This window comes from Micromonospora sp. NPDC047644 (assembly GCF_040704315.1).
GTDB lineage: Bacteria > Actinomycetota > Actinomycetes > Mycobacteriales > Micromonosporaceae > Micromonospora.
Map to the genome: position 1 here is coordinate 334,369 of NZ_JBEYSY010000002.1, position 19,377 is coordinate 353,745.

A 19,377-nucleotide genomic window follows, 5' to 3' on the forward strand; every position below is an offset into this window, starting at 1 on the left:
CGCGGCACCATGCATCCATGGCCGTCCCCGCGCTCACCCCTCATTCCGACCCGCCGCGTTCCGTGCCGCTGCGTGAGGCGCGCACCCGGTTCAGCCAGCTCGTCGCGCTGGCTGAGCTGACCGACGCGGTCACCGTCGTGACCCGCGACGGCGATCCCCGCCCGGTCGCCGCGATCGTCCCCGCCGCAGCCGCCCGCAGTGCCGCCCAGGCCCGCGCCGACGCCGACCGGCTCTCGACGGTCACCGCCGGCTGGGCCCGCCGCCTCGAGGAGCAGCACCGACGCAGCACGCAGCGGCACGCCGCCGAGCTGGGCGCGGTCCGCGCGGCGCTGGCCGAGGTGTGGGCCGAGCTGGACAGCCGCGTCGTCCCGGGCAGCGACCCGAGGTTGGCGCGGCTGCGCGCCGCGCATGCCGATCTGCTCGCCGACTGAGTCGTGTTCGTGTGCGGGCGGCGTTGGCCGTGCCCGCCCGTTGCGAGCGTCGCGCCGCGCATCCTGATCTGCTCGCCGGCTGAGTTGCGTTCGTTTGCGGGCGGCGTTGGCCGTGCCCGCCTCAGTGGGTGCTGCGCCTGCTCACCGACTGACTCACATTCGTGCCGGCGCGGTGTTGGCGGCACCCGCTGAGGCGGGTGCGGCGCCGGGGTGTGCGGTGGTGTCGTGTCGGCTGACGGGTCCCGCGCTGGCGGGGCAAGCCGGTCGGCGTCCACGCGAGCCGGCGGTCGGCGTGGCACGGGCGGCGCCGGGCGCGCCGGCCGGGTCCACCCGGAGAGCTGTGGCCGACGCCGGTTCAGCCGGTGGCCGGGTACGCGTGGGTCTCGGTCGCCTTGACCGCCGCGCGGACCCGTTGGCCGGAGATCAGCCGTAACTGGGCGGCGGCCGGTGTGACGTCGGCGGCCACCCCTGTGCTGCCCCACGACGCCTGCGGCTTCCCGGAGGGAGCCCGCAAGATCGTGCTCGAACCAGGAAGTAGTGGTGTCGGCGAGCTATGAGGCCACTACATCCTGGTTCGAGCACGATCTTGGTGTGGAACGCAGCGTGAGCCGCGGGTACCCCACAACCCCGTTCCCCCTGCCGATCGGGCAGGTGTCCGGGGTCAAGATCCGCGCAATGTCAGGGATGTTGCTGCCTCTCGCGTGTCGGAGGCAGCAGGATCCGCGAAGTTGCGCGGATCTTGGCTGCGGGCTGCGGGCTGCGGGCTGCGGGCTGCGGGCTGCGGGCTGCGGGCTGTGGGCTGTGGTGCGTGTGGAGTTCGGGGTGCGGCGCGGGGTTGGGGTGCGGTGCGGCGTGGGGTTCGGGGGTGCGGTGCGGCGTGGGGTTCGGGGTGCGGCGCGGCTATGGAGTTCGGGGCGCGGGTGTGGGGGTGTGGGGTGCGGAGGAGTGCAGGGGTGCGGCGGGCGGGCTTGGGTGAGCCCGCCCGCCGCGACGGTCAGCAGTTGCGGAGTTCGGGGGACTGGTTGAGCAGTTGGCCACGGGTCGACACGAAGCGGCGGTAGCGCTCGCCGTCAACCGCCGTTGGGCGGAACGCGGCGACGCGGTGGCAGTTCTGGAAGGCCAGGCGTACGCCGAAGTGTCGTTCCAGGCCACCGCGGATGGCGTCGCTGGCCAGCGCGCGGAGCAGTTGACCCCGGTCGGCCTCGGTGGGCGGCGCAATGACGTTGTCGGCCAAGTCGTCGTTGCCGGCCTCCAGTTCGGCGACGACCCGGCTGACGGTGGCCCAGGCGTACGGCAGCGAGTCACGGACGCAGGCGATGAACGCCTCGTCGTCGACCGGGCCGCGTTCGGCGGCGTCGAGCAGTGCGGGCGGGACAGTGAGAGACATGGTTCTCCTCCGCTACGGTTAATGATTACCGTTTCCAATAACGGCGTCGACTGAGCAGACCACGTCTCTTGGACGACGTCAACGATGTCCCCGCGCGCCACGCCGCGACCCACCCGCAGAACGGGCCGACGGCGACACCGACACCCACGGCGATTCCGACACCCACGGCGACACCACACCCACACCCACACCCACGCCGACGGCGACACGCACGCGGAGCGGGACGAGCGGCGGCGTCAGGGTCGGCGGGGGTGGCCCTTGAGGTGCCGGCCCAGTTCGCGGGCGATCTCCCGGTTGGCGTCGCGCTCGGCCAGTGTCTGCCGCTTGTCGTAGGAGCGCTTGCCCTTGGCGAGGGCCAGTTCGACCTTGGCGAAGCCGTTCTCGAAGTACATCGACAGCGGAACGAGGGTCACCCCGCCCTCGCGGACCTTGTCCAGGATCCGGTCGATCTCGGCGCGGTGCAGCAGCAGCTTGCGGTTGCGGCGCGGGGCGTGGTTGGTCCACGTGCCGTAGGCGTACTCGGCGATGTGCAGGCCGTACAGCACGATCTCGCCGTCGCGCTCGTGCGCGAACGCGTCCACCAGCGAGGCCCGCCCCTCGCGCAGGGACTTGACCTCGGTGCCGACCAGCACGATGCCCGCCTCGTACGTGCGCAGCACGGTGTACTCGTGCCGGGCCTTCTTGTTGGAGGCGATCAACCGGCGGGTGGGTGGCTTGGACGGGGTCACCAGGCGACGATATCCGGCCGGCTCAGTCACGTGTCGGGCGCGCGGGGCGTAGTCGCGAGGTGAGGTCCCGTACCGCGTCCCCGAACGCCTCCTGCGACTCGCACGGCCAGTGCCCGAGGATCGGCGGGGGAACGCTGTCGCTCGGGGCCGGCACCACGTCCTGCGGGTCGGTCAACCGCCGGTCCACCGTTGCCGGCGGACCGGTCAGCGTCTCGGCCTCCCCGGGGCGGTGGGAGGCGAAGATCCAACCGCCGATCGGGTCGGTGTCGCGCCACAGGTTGATCCAGCGCCAGCCGACCCGTTCGCCGATCTCCCGCAGCGCCGGGTCGTCGGCGTACGCGGGGAAGAGCCGGGAGTAGAGCCGGCCCAGCGGTGAGCCGTAGGTCAGCAGGGCGACCCGATCGGTGATCCGGGTCGGCAGTTGCAGAACCGCGGCGGCGAGCAGCACCGAGCCGTGGCTGTGCCCGGCCAGCAGCACACCCTGCCCCTGTTCCACCAGGTAGGTGATCCGCTTGGCCAACTCCGGCACGGCCCGCTCGGCGTAGCAGGGCGGCGCGAACGGGTGTGCCGCCCGGGGCCAGAAGGTGCCCAGATCCCAGAGCACCCCCACGTACCGACGGAACTGCGGTGTCCGGTACGCGAAGATGCCGCCCACCACCAGGCCGAGCAGGATCGCGGCGATCACGTAGCTACCCGATCCGATCAGGAAGTTGACCATGCCTTCCGGCACTCCGACGTAGCGCTGCGCCACGTCCCCGGGTAGGAGTTGGAGCAGGCCGAGCACGCTGGTGGCCAGGCCGAGCGCCGCCAGGCCGGCGTACACCACCGAGAGCGGTTCCAGTCGTTCGGTGAAGCGGGCGCGGGCCACCGCCTGCTCGACCCGCCGCAGCCGGTCCGCGGCGTGCGGCGGCGCGTCCGGGAAGTCGGCGGCCACGATCGCCCGCGCGGCCCGCCGCCGCCCGCGCCGGGTCATCCTGGTGACCAGGCCGGCCACCAGCAGTGCGGTCACCACGGCCAGGAAAAACCCGAAGATCGCCCATTTGTACGCCAGGGGAGGGCTGGTCTCCAGGCCGTCCGCGGTCGTCCCGTTGCGGTCGAGCAGGTCCGCCACCCGGTAGACCAGCTCGGCCGAGAACGCCACGGCGAGCCCGGCCGAGATCGTCATGAAGACCGGCGCTCCCAACGCGCGGATGGGTGACCGGCGCTGCCCGCCACCCCGCCGCCAGATCACCAGCACGGCGAGCGCGACCACCAGCACGGTCTGGCTGACGAACAGCCAGGCCACGATCGCGCTGTAGCCGGGCAGCACGCCGCCCTGCGGCCACGGTGCCGGGCTGATGACGATGTGCACGATCACCAGCATCGTCAGGCCGCAGGCGATGGTGCGCAGTCCGCGGAAGACCCCGTCCACCCGGGCCGACGGGTCGGTGCGGTCGATGCTCTGTACCACCGTGACCAGGACCAGGCAGCTCAGCAGTACCGCCCCGGTGGCGATCAGCAGGATCACCATCACCCAGGAGGAGTGCTGGCTGGCTCGCGCCGTCAGCAGGCTGCCGCTGAGCGTGCCGAACGCCACCGCGACGTGGACCGAGCGCAACCGACCCACGAGCGGCTCGCCGTCCCACTGGCCGACGGCGCTCAACCGGTGTTTCGAGGTTGTCGTCGACGGCGTCCGGAACGCGTCGAAGGAATGGCCCGGGCGAGCGCCCAACCACCAGACGAGCCCGATGGCGGCGACCGGCACGAGCGCCAGGACACCCAGGCGCAGCCCGGTCGGGTGCCCGCCGAGCCAGGACAGCCAGGTCCGACCGGCCATGCACGACGGGGTGCCCATGCAGCGCCACGCGATCAGGTCCAGCGCCACCCCGACGATGGAGAGCACGTAGAGCATGGTGAGGGTGAGGGCGAGCACCCGGCACAGACCCATGAAGCCGCGCGTCGAGACGGTGTTCGCCGGCCGCATCCACAGGGCCACGTTGCAGAGCATGAACGGCAGCAGGAAGACCAGCGACAGGGTCCGCACGGCGGTGCCGGAGGGCAGGTCACCCCAGCGGTACGCCTCCAGCGTCACCCCGTCCGTACCGGTCGAGTCCGGATATCCGGGTCGTGGTCGGTAGAAACCTCCGCTGCGGTCGCCGGCTACCTGGTACACGTACGGCCGGTCCAACACCTGGTCCGCGCCCGCGCCGGAGACACCGTGCACCCGCAGCTCCACGATCCCGCCCGACGTCGGCGGTCCGGTCGGTGTCGCGTCGGCCATGGGCCCCCCGAGGTGTGCGCGGCAACCGGGCGGGTCGTCGATGTCCGGCCACCCGCGCGGCGTCGCGGCTTACCCGCCTGCGGGGCGGTCAACCGTGGGCCGGGCGTCGGCGATGGTGCGGTCGACCATCGACAGGTGGTTTCATGGCGCCATGGCGAACCCGGTGATCCTGACCGTCGACGACGACCCCGTGGTGTCCCGGGCGGTGGCCCGGGACATCCGGCGCCGCTACGGCGACCGCTACCGGGTGTTGCGGGCGTCCTCCGGGCCGGAGGCGCTCGACGCGCTCCGCGAGGTCAAACTGCGCGGCGAGCAGGTGGCGCTGCTGCTGGCCGACCACCGGATGCCGGAGATGACCGGTGTCGAGTTCCTGGAAGCGGCCATGGACATCTTCCCGGCGGCCCGCCGGGTGCTGCTCACCGCGTACGCGGACACCGACGCCGCGATCGAGGCCATCAACGTGGTCGACCTGGACCACTACCTGCTCAAACCCTGGCATCCGCCGGAGGAGAAGCTGTACCCGGTGGTCGATGGGCTGCTGGAGGCGTGGGCGGTCACCCCGGACGCGGCCAGCGCGGAGATCCGGGTCGTCGGGCACCGCTGGTCGGCGCCGTCGTTCAAGGTCCGCGACTTCCTGGCCCGCAACCTGGTGCCGTACCGGTGGCTGTTGTCCGACGACCCGGAGGGGGTCCGGTTGCTCGACGCGGCCGGGGCCACCGAGGAGGACGTGCCGCTGGTGGTGACGCCGGAGGGCAAGGCGCTTGTCGCCCCGAGCGAGGCCGAGTTGGCCGCGCTGGCCGGGTTGACGGTGGTGCCGGCGTGTGACTTCTACGACCTGGTGGTGATCGGCGGCGGCCCCGCCGGTCTCGGTTCGGCGGTGTACGGCGCGTCGGAAGGGCTGCGCACCGTGCTCGTGGAGCGACGGGCTACCGGCGGTCAGGCCGGGCAGAGCAGCCGCATCGAGAACTACCTGGGCTTCCCGGACGGTGTCTCCGGCGCGCAGTTGACCGATCGGGCCCGACGGCAGGCGGTCAAGTTCGGCGCGGAGCTGCTCAGCGCGCGGGAGGTGGTCGGTCTCAGCGAGGCCGGCGGTGCCCGGCTGCTGCGCTTCGGTGACGGCAGCGAGATCGCGGCGCACACCGTGGTGCTGGCCACCGGCGTGTCGTACCGGGTGCTCGACGCCCCTGGGTTGGCCGACTTCACCGGGCGGGGGGTGTTCTACGGCGCCGCCGCCACGGAGGCGCCGAGCTGCGTCGAGCAGGACGTCTACATCGTCGGCGGGGCCAACTCCGCCGGCCAGGCGGCGGTCCACTTCTCCCGGTACGCGTCGAGGGTGCACCTGCTCATCCGTGGCGCGGACCTGACCGCGTCGATGTCGCGTTACCTGATCGACCAGCTGGAACGGATCGACCGGATCACCGTGCACCCGCACACCGCGGTGGTCGGCGGGGCGGGGGAGGACCACCTGGAACGGCTCACCCTGTGCGACACCCGTACCGGGGAGGCCCGCTCGGTCGACACCTCCTGGCTGTTCATCTTCATCGGCGCGGAGCCCCGCACCGACTGGCTGGACGGGGTGCTGGTCCGCGACGACCGTGGTTTCATCGTGACCGGTCCGGATCTGCTGGCCGGGGGGCGGCGGCCGGCCGGTTGGTCGTTGTCGCGCGACCCGTACCACCTGGAGACCAGTGTGCCGGGCGTGTTCGCCGCCGGGGACGTGCGGGCCGAGTCGGTCAAGCGGGTCGCCTCGGCCGTCGGCGAGGGCGCGATGGCGGTGTCGCTGGTGCACCGCTACCTGGAAGCCCAATGAGTGGGCTTCCGCGAGCGAGGGGAGTTCCAGTGACGACCGAGTCGGACCGGCTGACACCGGCGCAGTTGCGCACCCTGTTCCTGTTCGAGGCGCTCGACGACGGGCAACTCGACTGGCTGGCCGAGCACGGCCGGGTCGAGCAGCGTGCCGGTGGCACCCTCGTGTACGGCGAAGGTGAGCCGGCGACCTGCTTCTTCGTGCTGGTGCGCGGCGCGGTGGCGTTGAGTCGCCTGGTGCGCGGCGACGATGTCGAGGTCAGCCGGACCGAGCAGCGTGGGGTGTACGGCGGGGCCACTCAGGCGTACCTGGGTGACCAGGTCGAGCAGATCTACCGCAACAGCCTGCGGGCGGTGACCGACGCGGAGTTCTTCGTGTTGCCGGCGGAGGACTTCGCGTACGCCCTGCGGTCCTGGTTTCCGATGCCCATGCACCTGTTGGAGGGGCTGTTCTTCGGGATGCGGGACAGCCAGGCGATCGTCGGTGAGCGGGAGCGGTTGCTGGCTCTCGGTTCGCTCTCGGCGGGGCTGACCCACGAGCTGAACAACCCGGCCGCGGCGGCGGTGCGGGCCACGTCGGTGCTGCGGGACCGGGTGGCCGGGATGCGGCACAAGCTCGCCATGATCGCCGACGGGCGGCTCGACGGGAGTGCCCTGCACGGCCTGGTCGCGTTGCAGGAGGAGGCGGTCGCCCGGGTGGCCACCGCGCCGAAGTTGACCCCGATGGCCACGGCCGACGCCGAGGACACCCTCACCGACTGGTTGGAGGATCATGGCGTCGGCGGGGCCTGGGACCTGGCGCCGATCCTGGTCGGCGGTGGGCTCGACGCGGCCTGGCTGGCGCGGGTGAAGGCCGCGGTCGGTGCCGCGGACCTGGAGGCGGCGGTGCGCTGGCTCACCTACACCGTCGACACCGAGCTGCTGATGCGCGAGATCGGCGACGCTGTCACCCGGATTTCCGGGCTGGTGGACGCCGCCAAGCAGTATTCGCAGCTGGACCGCGCGCCGCACCGGGTGGTGGACGTGCACGACCTGCTCGACGCGACGCTGGTGATGTTCAAGGGCAAGATTCCCGCCGAGGTCAAACTGGTCCGCGAGTACGACCGGAGTCTCCCACCGGTCCCGGCGTACGCGGCCGAGCTGAATCAGGTGTGGACCAACCTGATCGACAACGCGTTGGGCGCGATGGGGGAGAAGGGTGTACTGACCGTCCGCACGGGACGGATCGGTGAGCTGTTGGCGGTGGAGATCACCGACACCGGGCCGGGCATCCCGCCGGAGGTGCGTCCGCGCATCTTCGAGCCGTTCTTCACCACCAAGCCGGTCGGCGCGGGCACCGGTCTGGGGCTGGACATCTCGTACCGGATCGTGGTGCACAAACACCACGGCGACATCCGGGTGGAGACCGAGCCGGGCCGCACCACCTTCCGGGTCCTGCTGCCGATCACGGACGAGCCCCGCGACGCGCCGACTACCTAGAGACAGCAGGTGGTCGCGGGCAGTAGTCTCGGGCGGCGTTCGTGATCCCCGCCCGGAGGAGGGTCCGTGGAGTCGATGGCCCGCCAGCGCACCGCTGCTGAGGACGACGACCAGCCGACCGAGCCGCCCGGCGACAGCTCGGTGCTGCCGGAGCTGGAGGATCGGGACTGGCTGCACCACGCGCAGGAGTTCGCACACACCAGCTTCTGGGCGGTGGCCCGCCGACTGCCTCGACTGGTCCGGGAAGCCGTCGGCCTGGCCTGGTCCACGAACCAGCGCGACACCGTCGCCTCCATCGGTCTGAACATCGCCGCCGGGGTGATGACCACGTTCGGCCTGCTCGCCACGACGAGCGTGCTGCGCGAGTTGTTCGCCGCCGGCCCCACCCCGGACCGGGTCCGCTCGGCCCTGCCGGCGCTGATCGTGGCCGCGGCGGCGGTGTCGGCGCGCGGCGGCCTGACCATCGCGGCCGGTTGGGCCCAGGCCCGGCTGACCCCCCAGATCAACTACCAGGTGGAGTTACGCCTGTTCGAGGCCACCACGGCGGTGGACCTGGCCGCGTTCGACGACGCTGGCTTCGCCGAGGAGATGGACCGCGCCCGCGACCGGGGGATGGGCGAGGCGGCGTGGATCGTGGACCACACGGTCAACCTGGTCACCGGTGTGGTCGGCATGCTCGCCACCGCCGTGGCGGTGACCGTCATCCAGCCACTGCTGCTGCCCTGCCTGTTGCTGGCGGCGGTGCCCCAGGCGATCACGGCGGTGCGGATGGCCCGCCGGGAGTATCTGGCGATGCTGGCGCGGATCACCCGCCGGCGGCGGATGTGGATGCTCGCCCACCTGATGGCCAACCGGCACACCGCCGCCGAGGTGCGCGCCTACCAGATGCGCGACTTCCTGCTGGCCGAGTACCGCGGCGTGATGGCCGTCGAGACCCGTGCCCAGTTGCGGCTGGTCCGCTCGCAGACCGGCACCCGGGTGGCCGGTGCCACGGTGGCGGGGCTGGCCACCTTCGGCGTGTACGCGGTGCTCGGCGGCCTGCTGCTGACCGGGATGGTCGCCCTCGCCGCCGCGGCGACGGCCCTGCTCGCCCTGCAGTCGGCGCGGACCAGCCTGGGCGTCGCGGTCGTCGCCACGAACTCCCTGTACGAGGACGCCCTCTACTACCAGGACTATCGCGATTTCCTGGCCCGCGCGCGGGGCCGGGTGCCCGCCGGCGGTGACCGGGTGGCCGACGGTGTCGACGTGATCGAGGTGGACGAGGTGAGCCTGCGCTACCCCGACACCGACGCGCCGGCGGTGGACCGGGTCAGCCTCACCATCCGGCGCGGTGAGGTGGTCGCGCTGGTCGGCGAGAACGGCTCCGGCAAGACGACCTTGGCCAAGCTGATCGCGGGGCTCTACCAGCCGACCGGCGGCACGATCCGTTGGGACGATGTCGACACCGCCGAGCTGGACCCGCGCGCTCTCGGCGCCCAGGTGGGGGTGATGACCCAGGAGTGGTGGAAGTTCCCGTTCACCGCTGGGCAGAACATCCGCGTCGGGCGGCACGACCGCGCCCCGGACCGGCCCGGACCCACCGTGCGGGAGGCGGCCAGCGCGGCCGCCGCGCACGACATGATCGTCGGCCTGCCGCACGGCTACGACACCCTGCTGGACAGGGAGTTCAAGGACGGCCACGAGTTGTCCGGCGGGCAGTGGCAGCGGCTGGTCGCCGCCCGGGGCCTCTACCGGGACGCGGCCCTGCTGATCTGTGACGAACCGTCGGCGGCCCTGGACGCCCGCGCCGAACACGCGCTGTTCCAACACCTGCGCCGCCACCCCGACCGGGCCGTCGTGCTGATCACCCACCGACTGGCCAATGTCCGCCACGCCGACCGGATCTTCGTGCTGGAGCGGGACCGCCTTGTCCAGCAGGGCAGTCACGACGAGCTCATGGTGGCCGGCGGGCTCTACCGGGAGCTGTTCGAGCTCCAGGCCAGCGGTTACCTGACCGGCACCGGCGAGGCCCACGCTCGCTGACTGCCGAGCGCGATCTTGCCGAGCCGGGCCGGGTCAGGCGCTGGGGTCAGGTGGGATAGCGGCGGCAAGGAACTCCGCCAGCACCCGCGTGTGGGTGGAGAACGCCAGCTCGACCGGGTCGGTGAGCACCAGCCACTCGGTCGCCTCCTCGGTCGGCGCCGACGGCGGCAGGTCCTCGGCCGCCCGCTCGGGCAGCACTCCGAAGACCATCATCGTGCCGCCCGTCGGTGAGCCGTGCACCGCGAACAGGCGGGCGTCCCCGGCCGCCGCGATCAGGCCGGTCTCCTCCCGAAGCTCCCGCACGAGCGCGTCGGACCACTCCTCGCCGTACTCGACGAAGCCGCCGGGCAGCGCGAGCAGGCCGCGGGCGGGTTCGATGTCCCGGCGGACCACCACCACTCCCCGGCCCTCGGCGGTGCGGACCGGCAGCACCGCGACCGCCACCGGCAGGGGGTTGCGCCAGACGGTCTCGCCGCAGACCGCGCAGACTCGCGGCCATCCGACGGCCGGCGGGTAGGCGGCGCCGCAGTAGGAGCAGTGCGAGTACGGCGTGCCGGTCATGCCGCAGCACGTTACTCCGATCCCCGCTCGCTCCGGCTGTCGCGCCGCCGCCTCGTCGCAGGCTCAGTTCGCCCGCGCCGCCGCCTCCCCGCGCTCGGCCCGCCGCCTCGTCACACGCTCAGGCGGCCGGGTCGCCCGTGTAGAAGGCGGTGGTGCGTTCGGCGGCGGCCTTCGCCTCGTCGGCGTCGGTGCCGGCGGCGATGCTCGCTTCGCACCACAGGTGACTGCTCAGCTCCATGGCCCGTCGTCCTTCGGCGGAGGCGGTCCATTCGGCGCCCTGTTCCGGGGTGATCCCGCTGCCGTCGCCGGCCAGGTGTGAGGCGAGGCCGAGCAGCCCGAGGTCCCAGCCGACGCCGACCGCGCCCGGCCCGAACTGGGCCCACCGGTCCTGGTCGACGTGCGCGATGTGGTCCAGGTCGAGGCGGGCCCGCTCGTCGCCGACCGGGGTGACCCGCACCTCGATCCAGCTCACCTCGCCGCCCATCTCCCAGGTGGCGGTGAAGCGGTGCGGCGGCTCGCAGCTCTCGACGGTGCCGTGGGCGTTGCCCTGGAGCTGGTACGTGCCGCCCAGCCGCAGGTCGCCGGAGATCGGCAGGAACCAGCGCGGGATGCGCTCGGCGCTGGTGCAGGCGTCCCACAGATCCTCGGCCGTCGCCTGGTAGGTCTGGCTGATCGTGGTGACCCGCGCCTCACCGGCTTCCAGGGTGCGGCTGCCGACCTTGCGCTGGACGGCGTTGATCTGCTCGGTGGCGTCGAACATCAGGTGTTCCTCTCGTCGGGTGGGTTGGCGGGGCCACGCAGCCGACGCTCGCGTCGGCCCCGGGCCAGCTCGGTGGCGAGTGCCGCCAAAGGTGGGGTCCAGAACCGGCGGAAGTGCTCCAGCCAGCCGTCGACCTCGCGCAGTGGGCGGGGGTCGACCGCGTAGAGCCGCCGGGTGCCTTCCGGCCGCACGGTGGCGAAGCCGTTGTCGCGCAACACCTTGAGGTGCTGGGACACGGCGGGCTGGGAGATGCCGAACTCCTCGCGGATGACCGTGCTGACCGCGCCGGCGGTCTGCTCGCCGGCGGCGAGCAGTTCCAGGATGCGGCGCCGGACCGGATCGCCCAGCACGTCGAAGGCGTGCACGACGACAGTTGTATCACTGACGGCTTATTTAAGCCAGTCGTGATACTCCGATGAGCTTGTCCAGCCGGATCGGCAGCTCCCGGATCCGTACGCCGGTCGCGTGGTGCACCGCGTTGGCGACCGCCGCGGCGGCGCCGACGATGCCGATCTCGCCGATGCCCTTCACCCCGGCCGGGTTCAGCTCGTCGTCGTGCTCGTCGAGCCAGTACGCCTCGATCGACTCGACGTCCGCGCAGCCGGTGATGTGGTAGGTGGCCAGGTCGTGGTTGACCCAGTCGCCGTAGCGCTCGTCGAGCAGGCCCTCCTCGTGCAGCGCCATCGACAGCCCCATCGTCATGCCGCCGATGAGCTGACTGCGGGCCGTCGTCGGGTTCACCACCCGCCCCGCCGCGAACACCCCGAGCATCCGGTTCAGCCGTACCTCGCCGGTGTCCGCGTCGACCCGCACCTCGACGAACTGCGCCCCGTAGGCGTACCGGGGCAGCGCGGGCTGCTCACCCACCTCCTCGGTGGTGTCCGCCTCGGCGGTCACCTCGTCGGTTGGCGGCCCGCCGTCGCGCAGCTTCTCGCGCAGCGCCTGCGCCGCGCGAATCACCGCCCAGCTCCAGCTGGCGGTCCCCATCGAGCCGCCGGCCAGCGGTGCCGTCGGCAGCGCGGTGTCCCCGATGCGGATCTCCACCCGTTCCGGCGGCACTGCGAGGGCGTCGGCGGCCACCTGCCAGATCGCCGTCCGGGCGCCGGTGCCGATGTCGGTGGCGTTGATCTGGACCAGGAAGCTCCCGTCGGGCCGAGCGGTGATCGTCGCCGAGGAAGGCCGGGCCCGCGCCGGGTAGCTCGATCCGGCCACCCCCGTCCCGATCAGCCACCGTCCCTCGCGTCGGGACCGGGGCGACGGGTCACGGCCGGCCCAACCGAACCGCTCCGCGCCCTCGCGCAGGCAGCCCACCATGTTGCGGCTGGTGAACGGGCGTCCCTGGTCGGGGTCGACCGAGGTGTCGTTGCGGATACGCAGCTCCACCGGGTCGATGCCGACGGCGATGGCCAGCTCGTCCACGGCGGACTCCAGGGCGTACGCGCCGGGGCACTCGCCCGGGGCGCGCATCCAGAACGGAGTGGGCACGTCGAGGCGGGCCAGCCGGTGCGTGGTGCGGCGGTGCGGCGCGGCGTACATGCTGCGGGTGTAGACGGCGGTCTGCTCGGCGAACTCCCTGATGGTGGAGGTCTGGCTGATCGCGTCGTGGCAGATGGCGGTGAGCCGGCCGTCGGTGTCGGCGGCGAGGCGGACCCGCTGGATGGTGGGGGTGCGGTAGCCGAGCGGCCCGAACAGCTGCTGGCGGGTCAGCGCCAGCTTGACCGGGCGGTCGACGTGCCGGGCGGCGAGGGCGGCCAGCACCACCGACGCCTTGGCGTACCCCTTGCTGCCGAAGCCGCCGCCGACGTGCTCGGCGACGACGCGGATCGACTCCGGCGGCAGCTCGAACAGCTCGGCGAGGGTGGCTTGTACCGGCGTGGCGCCCTGGGTGGAGTCGTGGACCAGGAGCCGCCCGTCGTGCCACTGCGCGATGGTGGCGTGCGGTTCCATCGGGTTGTTGTGGTACGCCGGCGTGCGGTAGGTGACGTCCACCCGCACCGGGGCGGCCGCATACCCGGCGTCGAAGTCGCCCTCGGCGGTGTCGGTCGGATAGCTGGGGTTCACCTGGTCCGGCTTGTAGAGGCCGGGATGGTCGTCGGTGAGCACGGTGCTGTGCGGGCCGGTGTCGTAGTCGATGCGGACCAGTCGGGCGCCCTCGCGGGCCGCCTCCAGACTGGTGGCCACCACCACGGCGACGTACTGCCCCCGGTAGTGCACAGTCGGCTCCTGCAACAGCCGCAGCTCCGGCTGTGGACCGGGCGCCATCCGGGGCGCGTTGCCGTGGTGCACCACCGCCAGCACGCCGGGCGAGGCCAACGCCTGCGTCGTGTCGATCCGGGTGATCCGGCCCCGCACCACTGTCGACGGCACCGCCCAGCCGTAGGTGACCCCGTCCACCGGGTACTCCACCGCGTAGCGGGCCGTGCCGGTGACCTTCGCCGGGCCCTCCAGCCGGGGGTACGCCCGGCCGACCGCGCCGGTGCTCACGACGACGCCAGTTCGGTGAGCGCCCGCACGGTGATGGCCCGGGTCAGTGGCAGCTTGAAGCCGTTGTGCCGGAGCGGGCGCGCCTCGGCCAGCTCCGCGTCGGCGGCCCGCGCCGCCAACTCGGGGCTGAACGGACGTCCACGCAGCTCCTCCTCGGCCCGGTACGCCCGCCACGGCCGGTGCGCCACCGCCCCGTACGCCAGCCGCACGTCGCGGACCACGTCCCCGTCGAGGTCGAGCACCGCGGCCACCGAGCCGGCGGCGAAGGCGAACGAGGCCCGGTCGCGCACCTTGAGGTACGTCGAGCGGCGCGCGGCCGGCAGTGGTGGCAGCCGCACGGCGGTGATCAGCGTGCCCCGGGCCACTGTGGTCTCCCGTTCCGGCTGGGTGCCGGGGGAGCGGTAGAAGTCGGCGATCGGGATGTCACGGGGGCCGTCGGCCTCGTGCACCTCCACCACCGTGTCGAGGGCGGTCAACGCGACGGCCAGGTCGGACGGATGGGTGGCCACGCACTGCTCCGACCAGTCCAGCACCGCCAGGTCGCGGTTCTGGCCGTGCAGAGCCGCGCACCCGCTGCCCGGGTCCCGTTTGTTGCACGCCTTGCCGGTGTCCTGGAAGTAGACGCAGCGGGTGCGCTGCAACAGGTTGCCGCCGGTGGTGGCCATGTTGCGCAGCTGTCCGGAGGCGGCGGCGAGCAGGGCGCGGGCCAGCAAGGGGTAGTCGCGGCGTACCACCGGGTGGGCCGCGAGGTCGCTGTTGCGGACCGTCGCGCCGATCCGCAGGCCGCCGCCGGGCAGCTCCTCGACGGTGTCGAGGGGAAGCCGGGTCACGTCCACCAGCACGTCGGGGCGCTGCACCCCGAGCTTCATGAGGTCCACCAGGTTGGTTCCGCCGCCCAGGTAGGCGGCCTGCGGCTCGGCCGCCAGCACGGCGACCGCCTCGGCCACGTCGGCGGGCCGGTGATAGCGGAACGCCTTCACGACGACGCCGCCGTCTCGCGTACGGCCGCCACGATGTGCGGGTACGCGGCGCACCGGCACAGGTTGCCGGCCATCCGCTCGCGGATCTCCGCGTCGGTCAGCTCGGGGGGCGTGTTCAGGTCGCCGGTGACCGCGCTGGGCCAACCCCGGGAGACCTCGTCGAGCATCCCCCGCGCGGAGCAGAGCTGCCCGGGAGTGCAGTAGCCGCACTGGAAGGCGTCGTGCGCGACGAAGGCGGCCTGCAACGGGGACAGCTCGTCCGGCCCGGCCAGCCCTTCGACGGTCACCACCGACCGGCCGTCCACGGTCACCGCGAAGACCAGGCAGCTCTTCACCCGCCGGCCGTCGAGCAGCACCGTGCACGAGCCGCACTGGCCGTGGTCGCAGCCCTTCTTCGCCCCGGTCAGGTCGAGGTGCTCGCGCAGCGTGTCGAGCAGTGTGGTGCGGTTGTCCACCGTCACCTCGCGGGACGCGCCGTTGACCTCGACCGTCACCCGGGACGAGTGGCGCTCGTCGATCGTCGTCGCGTTCTCCGGTCCGTCCTGCACCGGCCCAGACTAGCTTTGTCGGTATATGTCGGGGCGAATAACGCAAAGACCTTCGTACGGGAGGTGACGACGGTGACCGCTGGTCTGCTGCTGGCCGCCGGCGCCGGGCGGCGCTACGGCCGGCCGAAGGCGCTGGTCGAGCTGGACGGCGAGCCGCTGGTGCGGCGCGGGATCCGGCTGCTCGGCGAGGGCGGCTGCGCACCCGTGCACGTGGTGCTCGGCGCGGGCGCCGATCAGGTGCCCGACCTGCCCGGCGCGGTGCCGGTCCGGCACGATCGCTGGGCGGACGGGCTGGGCTCGTCGCTGTTGCGAGGTCTGGCCTCGCTGCCGGTCGACGTGCCGGCCGCCGTCGTGATCCTCGTCGACCAGCCGCTGCTCAGCCCGGTCGCGGTGCGCCGGGTGCGCGCGGCGCACGACGGCGGCGCCCTCGTCGCTGTCGCCACCTACGCCGGCCGACCCGGGCACCCGATCCTGCTGGGCCGGGAGACCTGGCCGCTGCTGAGCGGGTACGCCGTCGGCGACCGGGGGGCGCGCGACCTGCTGCGCGACCGGCCGGACCTGGTGGCCGAGGTGCCCTGTGACGACGCCGGCTCCCCGGCGGACGTGGACACCCCCGCCGACCTGCGGCGGATCTGAATCGGCGCGGTCGACTGCCCGGCGTCGAAGCCCCCGGGCAGCCGACCGCACCGCCCCCGTTCAGGCCACCGGCGTCGCGGTGCCGGTGGTGCGGGCGAGCCGCTGGTGCGCGCGGATCACCTCGGCGTAGCGCAGACCGCTGGCCTTCACCGTCCGGCGCTGGGTGGCGTAGTCGACGTGCACCAACCCGAAGCGCTTGTCATAGCCGTACGCCCACTCGAAGTTGTCCAGCAGTGACCAGACGAAGTAGCCGTCCAGGGGAACCCCTCGGGCCACCGCCGACGCGCACGCGGCCAGGTGCTGCTCCAGGTGGTCGGTGCGTTCCTTGTCCTCCACGGTGCCGTCCGGGGTGACCTCGTCCGGCCACGCCGAGCCGCTCTCGGTGACGATGATCCGGCCCGGCCGGTACTCCTCGTGCACGTCGACGAGCAGCCGCTCCAGACCCGCCGGGTACATCTCCCAGCCCATCGCGGTCTCCACCGAGCCGGGCACCGGCACCTGCTTCGCGAACGGCGCCGGACCGGTCGGGTCGTCGACCACCAACTGGCGGAAGTAGTAGTTCACCCCGAGGAAGTCCGTCGGCGTGGCGATCACCGCCAGGTCGTCGCCGCGTACCGGCGGCTCGACCCCGTAGGTGGCGATCATGTCGGCGGGGTAGCCGCGCCCGTGGACCGGGTCCAGCCACCACCGGTTGACGTGCCCGTCGGCCCGGCGGGCCGCCGCGACGTCCTCGGGTCGGTCGGTCGCCGCCTCGATCGGACTGAGGTTGACGACCAGGCCCACCGAGGCCGGCCGGGCGGCGTTGGCGCGGATCGCCTGGGTGGCCAGGCCGTGCCCGAGCAGCACGTGGTGCGAGGCGTGCACCGCGCGGGTGAGGTCGCGCTCGCCGGGGGCCATGTTGCCCTCCAGGTGCCCGATCCAGCACACGCAGAGCGGCTCGTTCACGGTGCACCAGTCGGCGACGCGGTCGCCGAGGCGGCCGGCGACCACCGCCGCGTAGTCGGCGAACGCCTCGGCGGTGGCCCGCTGCGGCCAACCACCGGCGTCCTGCAGAACCTGCGGCAGATCCCAGTGGTAGAGCGTGACGAACGGTCGGATCCCGTCGGCCAGCAGCGTGTCGACGAGCCGGTCGTAGAAGTCCAGCCCGGCGGCGTTGACCCGCCCGACGCCGTCGGGCATGACCCGGGGCCAGGCCACCGAGAAACGGTACGCGTCCACGCCGAGCCGGCGCAGCAGCGCCACGTCCTCCGGCCACCGGTGGTAGTGGTCGCACGCCACCGCGCCGGTGTCGCCGTTGTCGACCTTGCCGGGGGTCGCCGAGAAGGTGTCCCAGATGGACGGCGCCCGGCCGTCGACGTCGACGGCCCCCTCGATCTGGTACGCCGCCGTGGCGACACCCCAGAGGAAGTCGGGTGGCAGCTTGGACAGGTCGGGCACGGGATGGTTCTCCTCTGGGGTTGGATGACTCACTTGACCGCGCCGGCGGTGAGACCGGCGACGAAGTAGCGCTGCAGGGCCAGGAACCCGACGACGACCGGGATGCTGACCACCAGCGAGGCGGCCATGATCTGGTTCCAGTAGACGTTGAACTGGGTGGAGTAGCCCTGCAGGCCGACGGCGAGGGTGCGGCTGCCCTCGTCGGTCATCACCGACGCGAAGAGCACCTCACCCCACGCGGTCATGAACGCGTACACGGTGACCGCGACGACGCCGGGCACGGCGGCCGGCAGGATGACCTGGAACAGGGTGCGCAGCGGACCGGCGCCGTCGACCTGCGCCGCCTCGTCCAGACCCCGGGGGATCGAGTCGAAGTAGCCGACCAGCATCCAGATCGAGAACGGCAGCGAGAAGGTCAGGTACGTGATGACCAGGCCGGTGCGACTGGCGTACAGCTCGATGCCGGTGGCGTTGCCCAGGTTGACGTAGATGAGGAACAGCGGCAGCAGGAACAGGATGCCGGGGAACATCTGCGTGGACAGCACCGTCACCGAGAAGAGGCTCCGGCCGCGGAACCGGTAGCGGCTGACCGCGAACGCGGCGAAGATCGCCACGGCCACCGAGCAGACCGCCGCGATGCTCGACACCACGAGGCTGTTCACCAGGTACCGGGCCAGCGGGACGGTGCTCCACATGTCGACGAACGGTTGCAGGGTGGGCCGGCTGGGCCACCAGGTGAAGCCGTTCTGCACGTCCTGCAACGGCTTCGCCGCCGAGGTGACCATGACGTAGAGCGGAACGAGCACGAAGAGGGTGAGGAAGGTCAGCACGATGCGCCGACCCCAGCGCTCGCCGGCGGTCTCACGCATGGTCGCTCCTCCGGCGGTTGGTGATCAGCAGGTACGCGGCCGAGACGACCATCAGGAACAGCAGCAGCGCCACGGACATCGCCGAACCGGAGCCGAAGTCCCAGGTCTTGAAGGAGCTGCGGTAGATGTGGATGGAGATCAGGTCGGCCTGCTCCGGCGCGGAGCCGCCGAAGAGGACGAACGGGGTGTTGAAGTCGTTGAACGTCCACAGGAACAGCACGAGCAACAACACCAGGTTGACCGGCCGCAGCATCGGCAGCGTGACCGAGCGCAGTCGACGCCAGAACCCGGCGCCGTCGATCGCGGCGGCCTCGTACATCTCGCCGGGCACGTTCTGCAACCCGGCCATCAGGCAGAGGAAGGCGAACGGCCAGTTGCGCCAGACCGACACCACCAGCAGCGACCAGAAACTGTTGTCGCCGATCAGCCAGAACGGCCGATCGTCGAGCAGCCCGAGCTGGTCCACGAGCACGTGGTTGACCAGGCCCGTGTCACGCTGCAGCAGGAAGCTCCAGGTGATCACGGCGGCGTAGACCGGAAGCGCGTACGGGGTGAGGAACAGCGCCCGCAGGATCGCCCGCCCCCGGAACGGCCGTTGCAGCACGACCGCGGCCGAGATGCCGAGCAGCCAGGCGAACCCGACCGAGAGCACGCTGTAGGCCAGGGTGATCCAGAACGAGTGCAGCAGTTCCTTGCCGGCGGCGCTGTTCAGGTCGAGCGTCGCCCGGTAGTTCTCCAACCCGACGAAGGGTGCGGTGGACCAGTCGCGGATGTGGAACTGGGTCAGCTCCAGCAGGCTCATCCAGACCCCGACGACCATGGGGATCACGTGGATGGCGAGTTCCAGCACGATGGCCGGGCCGAGCAGCAGGTACGGCAGAAGTGAGCGGCGGGGGCCGCGGGGCCGGCGGGCCGGCTTCCGCGTCGGTGACCCGGCCCGGGATTCGCGCCGGTCGGCGTCCGGCGCGGTGGTGCTGGTTGCCATCAGG

General features: G+C 72.3%; 17 protein-coding genes and 1 pseudogene. 5 read left to right on the forward strand and 13 right to left on the reverse strand.

Annotation, left to right across the window (positions count from 1 at the left end):
- Positions 1-17 precede the first annotated feature (17 nt).
- On the forward strand, positions 18-431 hold the full coding sequence (locus tag AB0877_RS04730; RefSeq protein WP_366606668.1) for a type II toxin-antitoxin system prevent-host-death family antitoxin: 414 nt from the start codon (positions 18-20) through the stop codon (positions 429-431).
- 355 nt (positions 432-786) lie between these two features.
- On the opposite strand, the pseudogene AB0877_RS04735 reads toward AB0877_RS04730, so the two are convergent.
- From AB0877_RS04735 to AB0877_RS04750, 4 genes and pseudogenes are all read right to left on the reverse strand, one after another.
- A pseudogene (locus AB0877_RS04735) lies at positions 787-897 on the reverse strand (ABC transporter ATP-binding protein); the annotation flags it as partial.
- Between the two features lie 528 nt (positions 898-1,425).
- Positions 1,426-1,818: an SCO5389 family protein gene (locus AB0877_RS04740; RefSeq protein WP_366606670.1), complete on the reverse strand. Its 393-nt coding sequence runs from the start codon at positions 1,816-1,818 to the stop codon at positions 1,426-1,428.
- Positions 1,819-2,054: 236 nt separating this feature from the next.
- Positions 2,055-2,546 (reverse strand): SsrA-binding protein SmpB, encoded by a 492-nt coding sequence (smpB, locus tag AB0877_RS04745; protein WP_355007334.1) that lies wholly within the window; start codon positions 2,544-2,546, stop codon positions 2,055-2,057.
- Between the two features lie 22 nt (positions 2,547-2,568).
- Positions 2,569-4,806 carry a hypothetical protein gene (locus tag AB0877_RS04750; RefSeq protein WP_366606672.1) on the reverse strand — a complete coding sequence of 746 codons (2,238 nt, stop codon included), beginning with the start codon at positions 4,804-4,806 and terminating at the stop codon, positions 2,569-2,571.
- A 151-nt stretch (positions 4,807-4,957) separates the two neighbouring features.
- Here AB0877_RS04750 and AB0877_RS04755 point away from each other — a divergent pair, with 151 nt between their 5' ends.
- The 3 genes from AB0877_RS04755 (at position 4,958) to AB0877_RS04765 (ending at position 10,113) form a co-directional block, all read left to right on the forward strand.
- Entirely contained in the window at positions 4,958-6,616 is a 1,659-nt protein-coding gene (locus AB0877_RS04755; protein ID WP_366606674.1) for an FAD-dependent oxidoreductase, read from the forward strand.
- A gap of 29 nt (positions 6,617-6,645) precedes the next feature.
- Positions 6,646-8,091, forward strand: a complete 1,446-nt coding sequence (locus tag AB0877_RS04760; RefSeq protein ID WP_366606676.1) for an ATP-binding protein — start codon at positions 6,646-6,648, stop codon at positions 8,089-8,091.
- A gap of 75 nt (positions 8,092-8,166) precedes the next feature.
- Positions 8,167-10,113, forward strand: a complete 1,947-nt coding sequence (locus AB0877_RS04765; protein WP_366607098.1) for an ABC transporter ATP-binding protein — start codon at positions 8,167-8,169, stop codon at positions 10,111-10,113.
- A 33-nt stretch (positions 10,114-10,146) separates the two neighbouring features.
- Here AB0877_RS04765 and AB0877_RS04770 read toward each other — a convergent pair whose 3' ends face one another.
- The 6 genes from AB0877_RS04770 to AB0877_RS04795 form a co-directional block, all read right to left on the reverse strand.
- Entirely contained in the window at positions 10,147-10,674 is a 528-nt protein-coding gene (locus AB0877_RS04770; protein WP_366606678.1) for an NUDIX domain-containing protein, read from the reverse strand.
- Between the two features lie 118 nt (positions 10,675-10,792).
- Positions 10,793-11,434, reverse strand: coding sequence for an SRPBCC family protein (locus AB0877_RS04775; protein ID WP_366606680.1), 642 nt, complete (start codon positions 11,432-11,434; stop codon positions 10,793-10,795).
- Complete coding sequence (locus tag AB0877_RS04780; RefSeq protein WP_366606682.1) at positions 11,434-11,799, reverse strand: metalloregulator ArsR/SmtB family transcription factor; 366 nt, start codon at positions 11,797-11,799, stop codon at positions 11,434-11,436. Before AB0877_RS04780 ends, AB0877_RS04775 begins: the two co-directional genes overlap by 1 nt.
- Positions 11,800-11,827: 28 nt before the next feature.
- Positions 11,828-13,918, reverse strand: coding sequence for a xanthine dehydrogenase family protein molybdopterin-binding subunit (locus AB0877_RS04785; RefSeq protein WP_366606684.1), 2,091 nt, complete (start codon positions 13,916-13,918; stop codon positions 11,828-11,830).
- A complete protein-coding gene (locus AB0877_RS04790; protein WP_366606686.1) occupies positions 13,915-14,898 on the reverse strand; it encodes a xanthine dehydrogenase family protein subunit M in 984 nt (327 codons plus the stop codon). The genes AB0877_RS04785 and AB0877_RS04790 overlap by 4 nt, the downstream gene beginning before the upstream one ends.
- The gene (locus AB0877_RS04795) at positions 14,895-15,392 is read right to left on the reverse strand and encodes a 2Fe-2S iron-sulfur cluster-binding protein (protein WP_366607099.1); all 498 of its coding nucleotides are present in this window, start codon (positions 15,390-15,392) and stop codon (positions 14,895-14,897) included. The genes AB0877_RS04790 and AB0877_RS04795 overlap by 4 nt, the downstream gene beginning before the upstream one ends.
- A 126-nt stretch (positions 15,393-15,518) precedes the next feature.
- Between AB0877_RS04795 and AB0877_RS04800 the strand changes: the two genes are divergently transcribed.
- On the forward strand, positions 15,519-16,082 hold the full coding sequence (locus tag AB0877_RS04800) for a nucleotidyltransferase family protein (protein WP_366606688.1): 564 nt from the start codon (positions 15,519-15,521) through the stop codon (positions 16,080-16,082).
- Positions 16,083-16,142: 60 nt separating this feature from the next.
- On the opposite strand, the gene AB0877_RS04805 is transcribed toward AB0877_RS04800, so the two are convergent.
- The 3 genes from AB0877_RS04805 to AB0877_RS04815 are packed head-to-tail and all read right to left on the reverse strand — an operon-like array spanning position 16,143 to position 19,373.
- On the reverse strand, positions 16,143-17,519 hold the full coding sequence (locus AB0877_RS04805) for a GH1 family beta-glucosidase (RefSeq protein ID WP_366606690.1): 1,377 nt from the start codon (positions 17,517-17,519) through the stop codon (positions 16,143-16,145).
- Between the two features lie 29 nt (positions 17,520-17,548).
- Entirely contained in the window at positions 17,549-18,388 is an 840-nt protein-coding gene (locus AB0877_RS04810) for a carbohydrate ABC transporter permease (RefSeq protein WP_366606692.1), read from the reverse strand.
- On the reverse strand, positions 18,381-19,373 hold the full coding sequence (locus AB0877_RS04815) for a sugar ABC transporter permease (protein ID WP_366606694.1): 993 nt from the start codon (positions 19,371-19,373) through the stop codon (positions 18,381-18,383). The genes AB0877_RS04810 and AB0877_RS04815 overlap by 8 nt, the downstream gene beginning before the upstream one ends.
- Positions 19,374-19,377 lie beyond the last annotated feature (4 nt).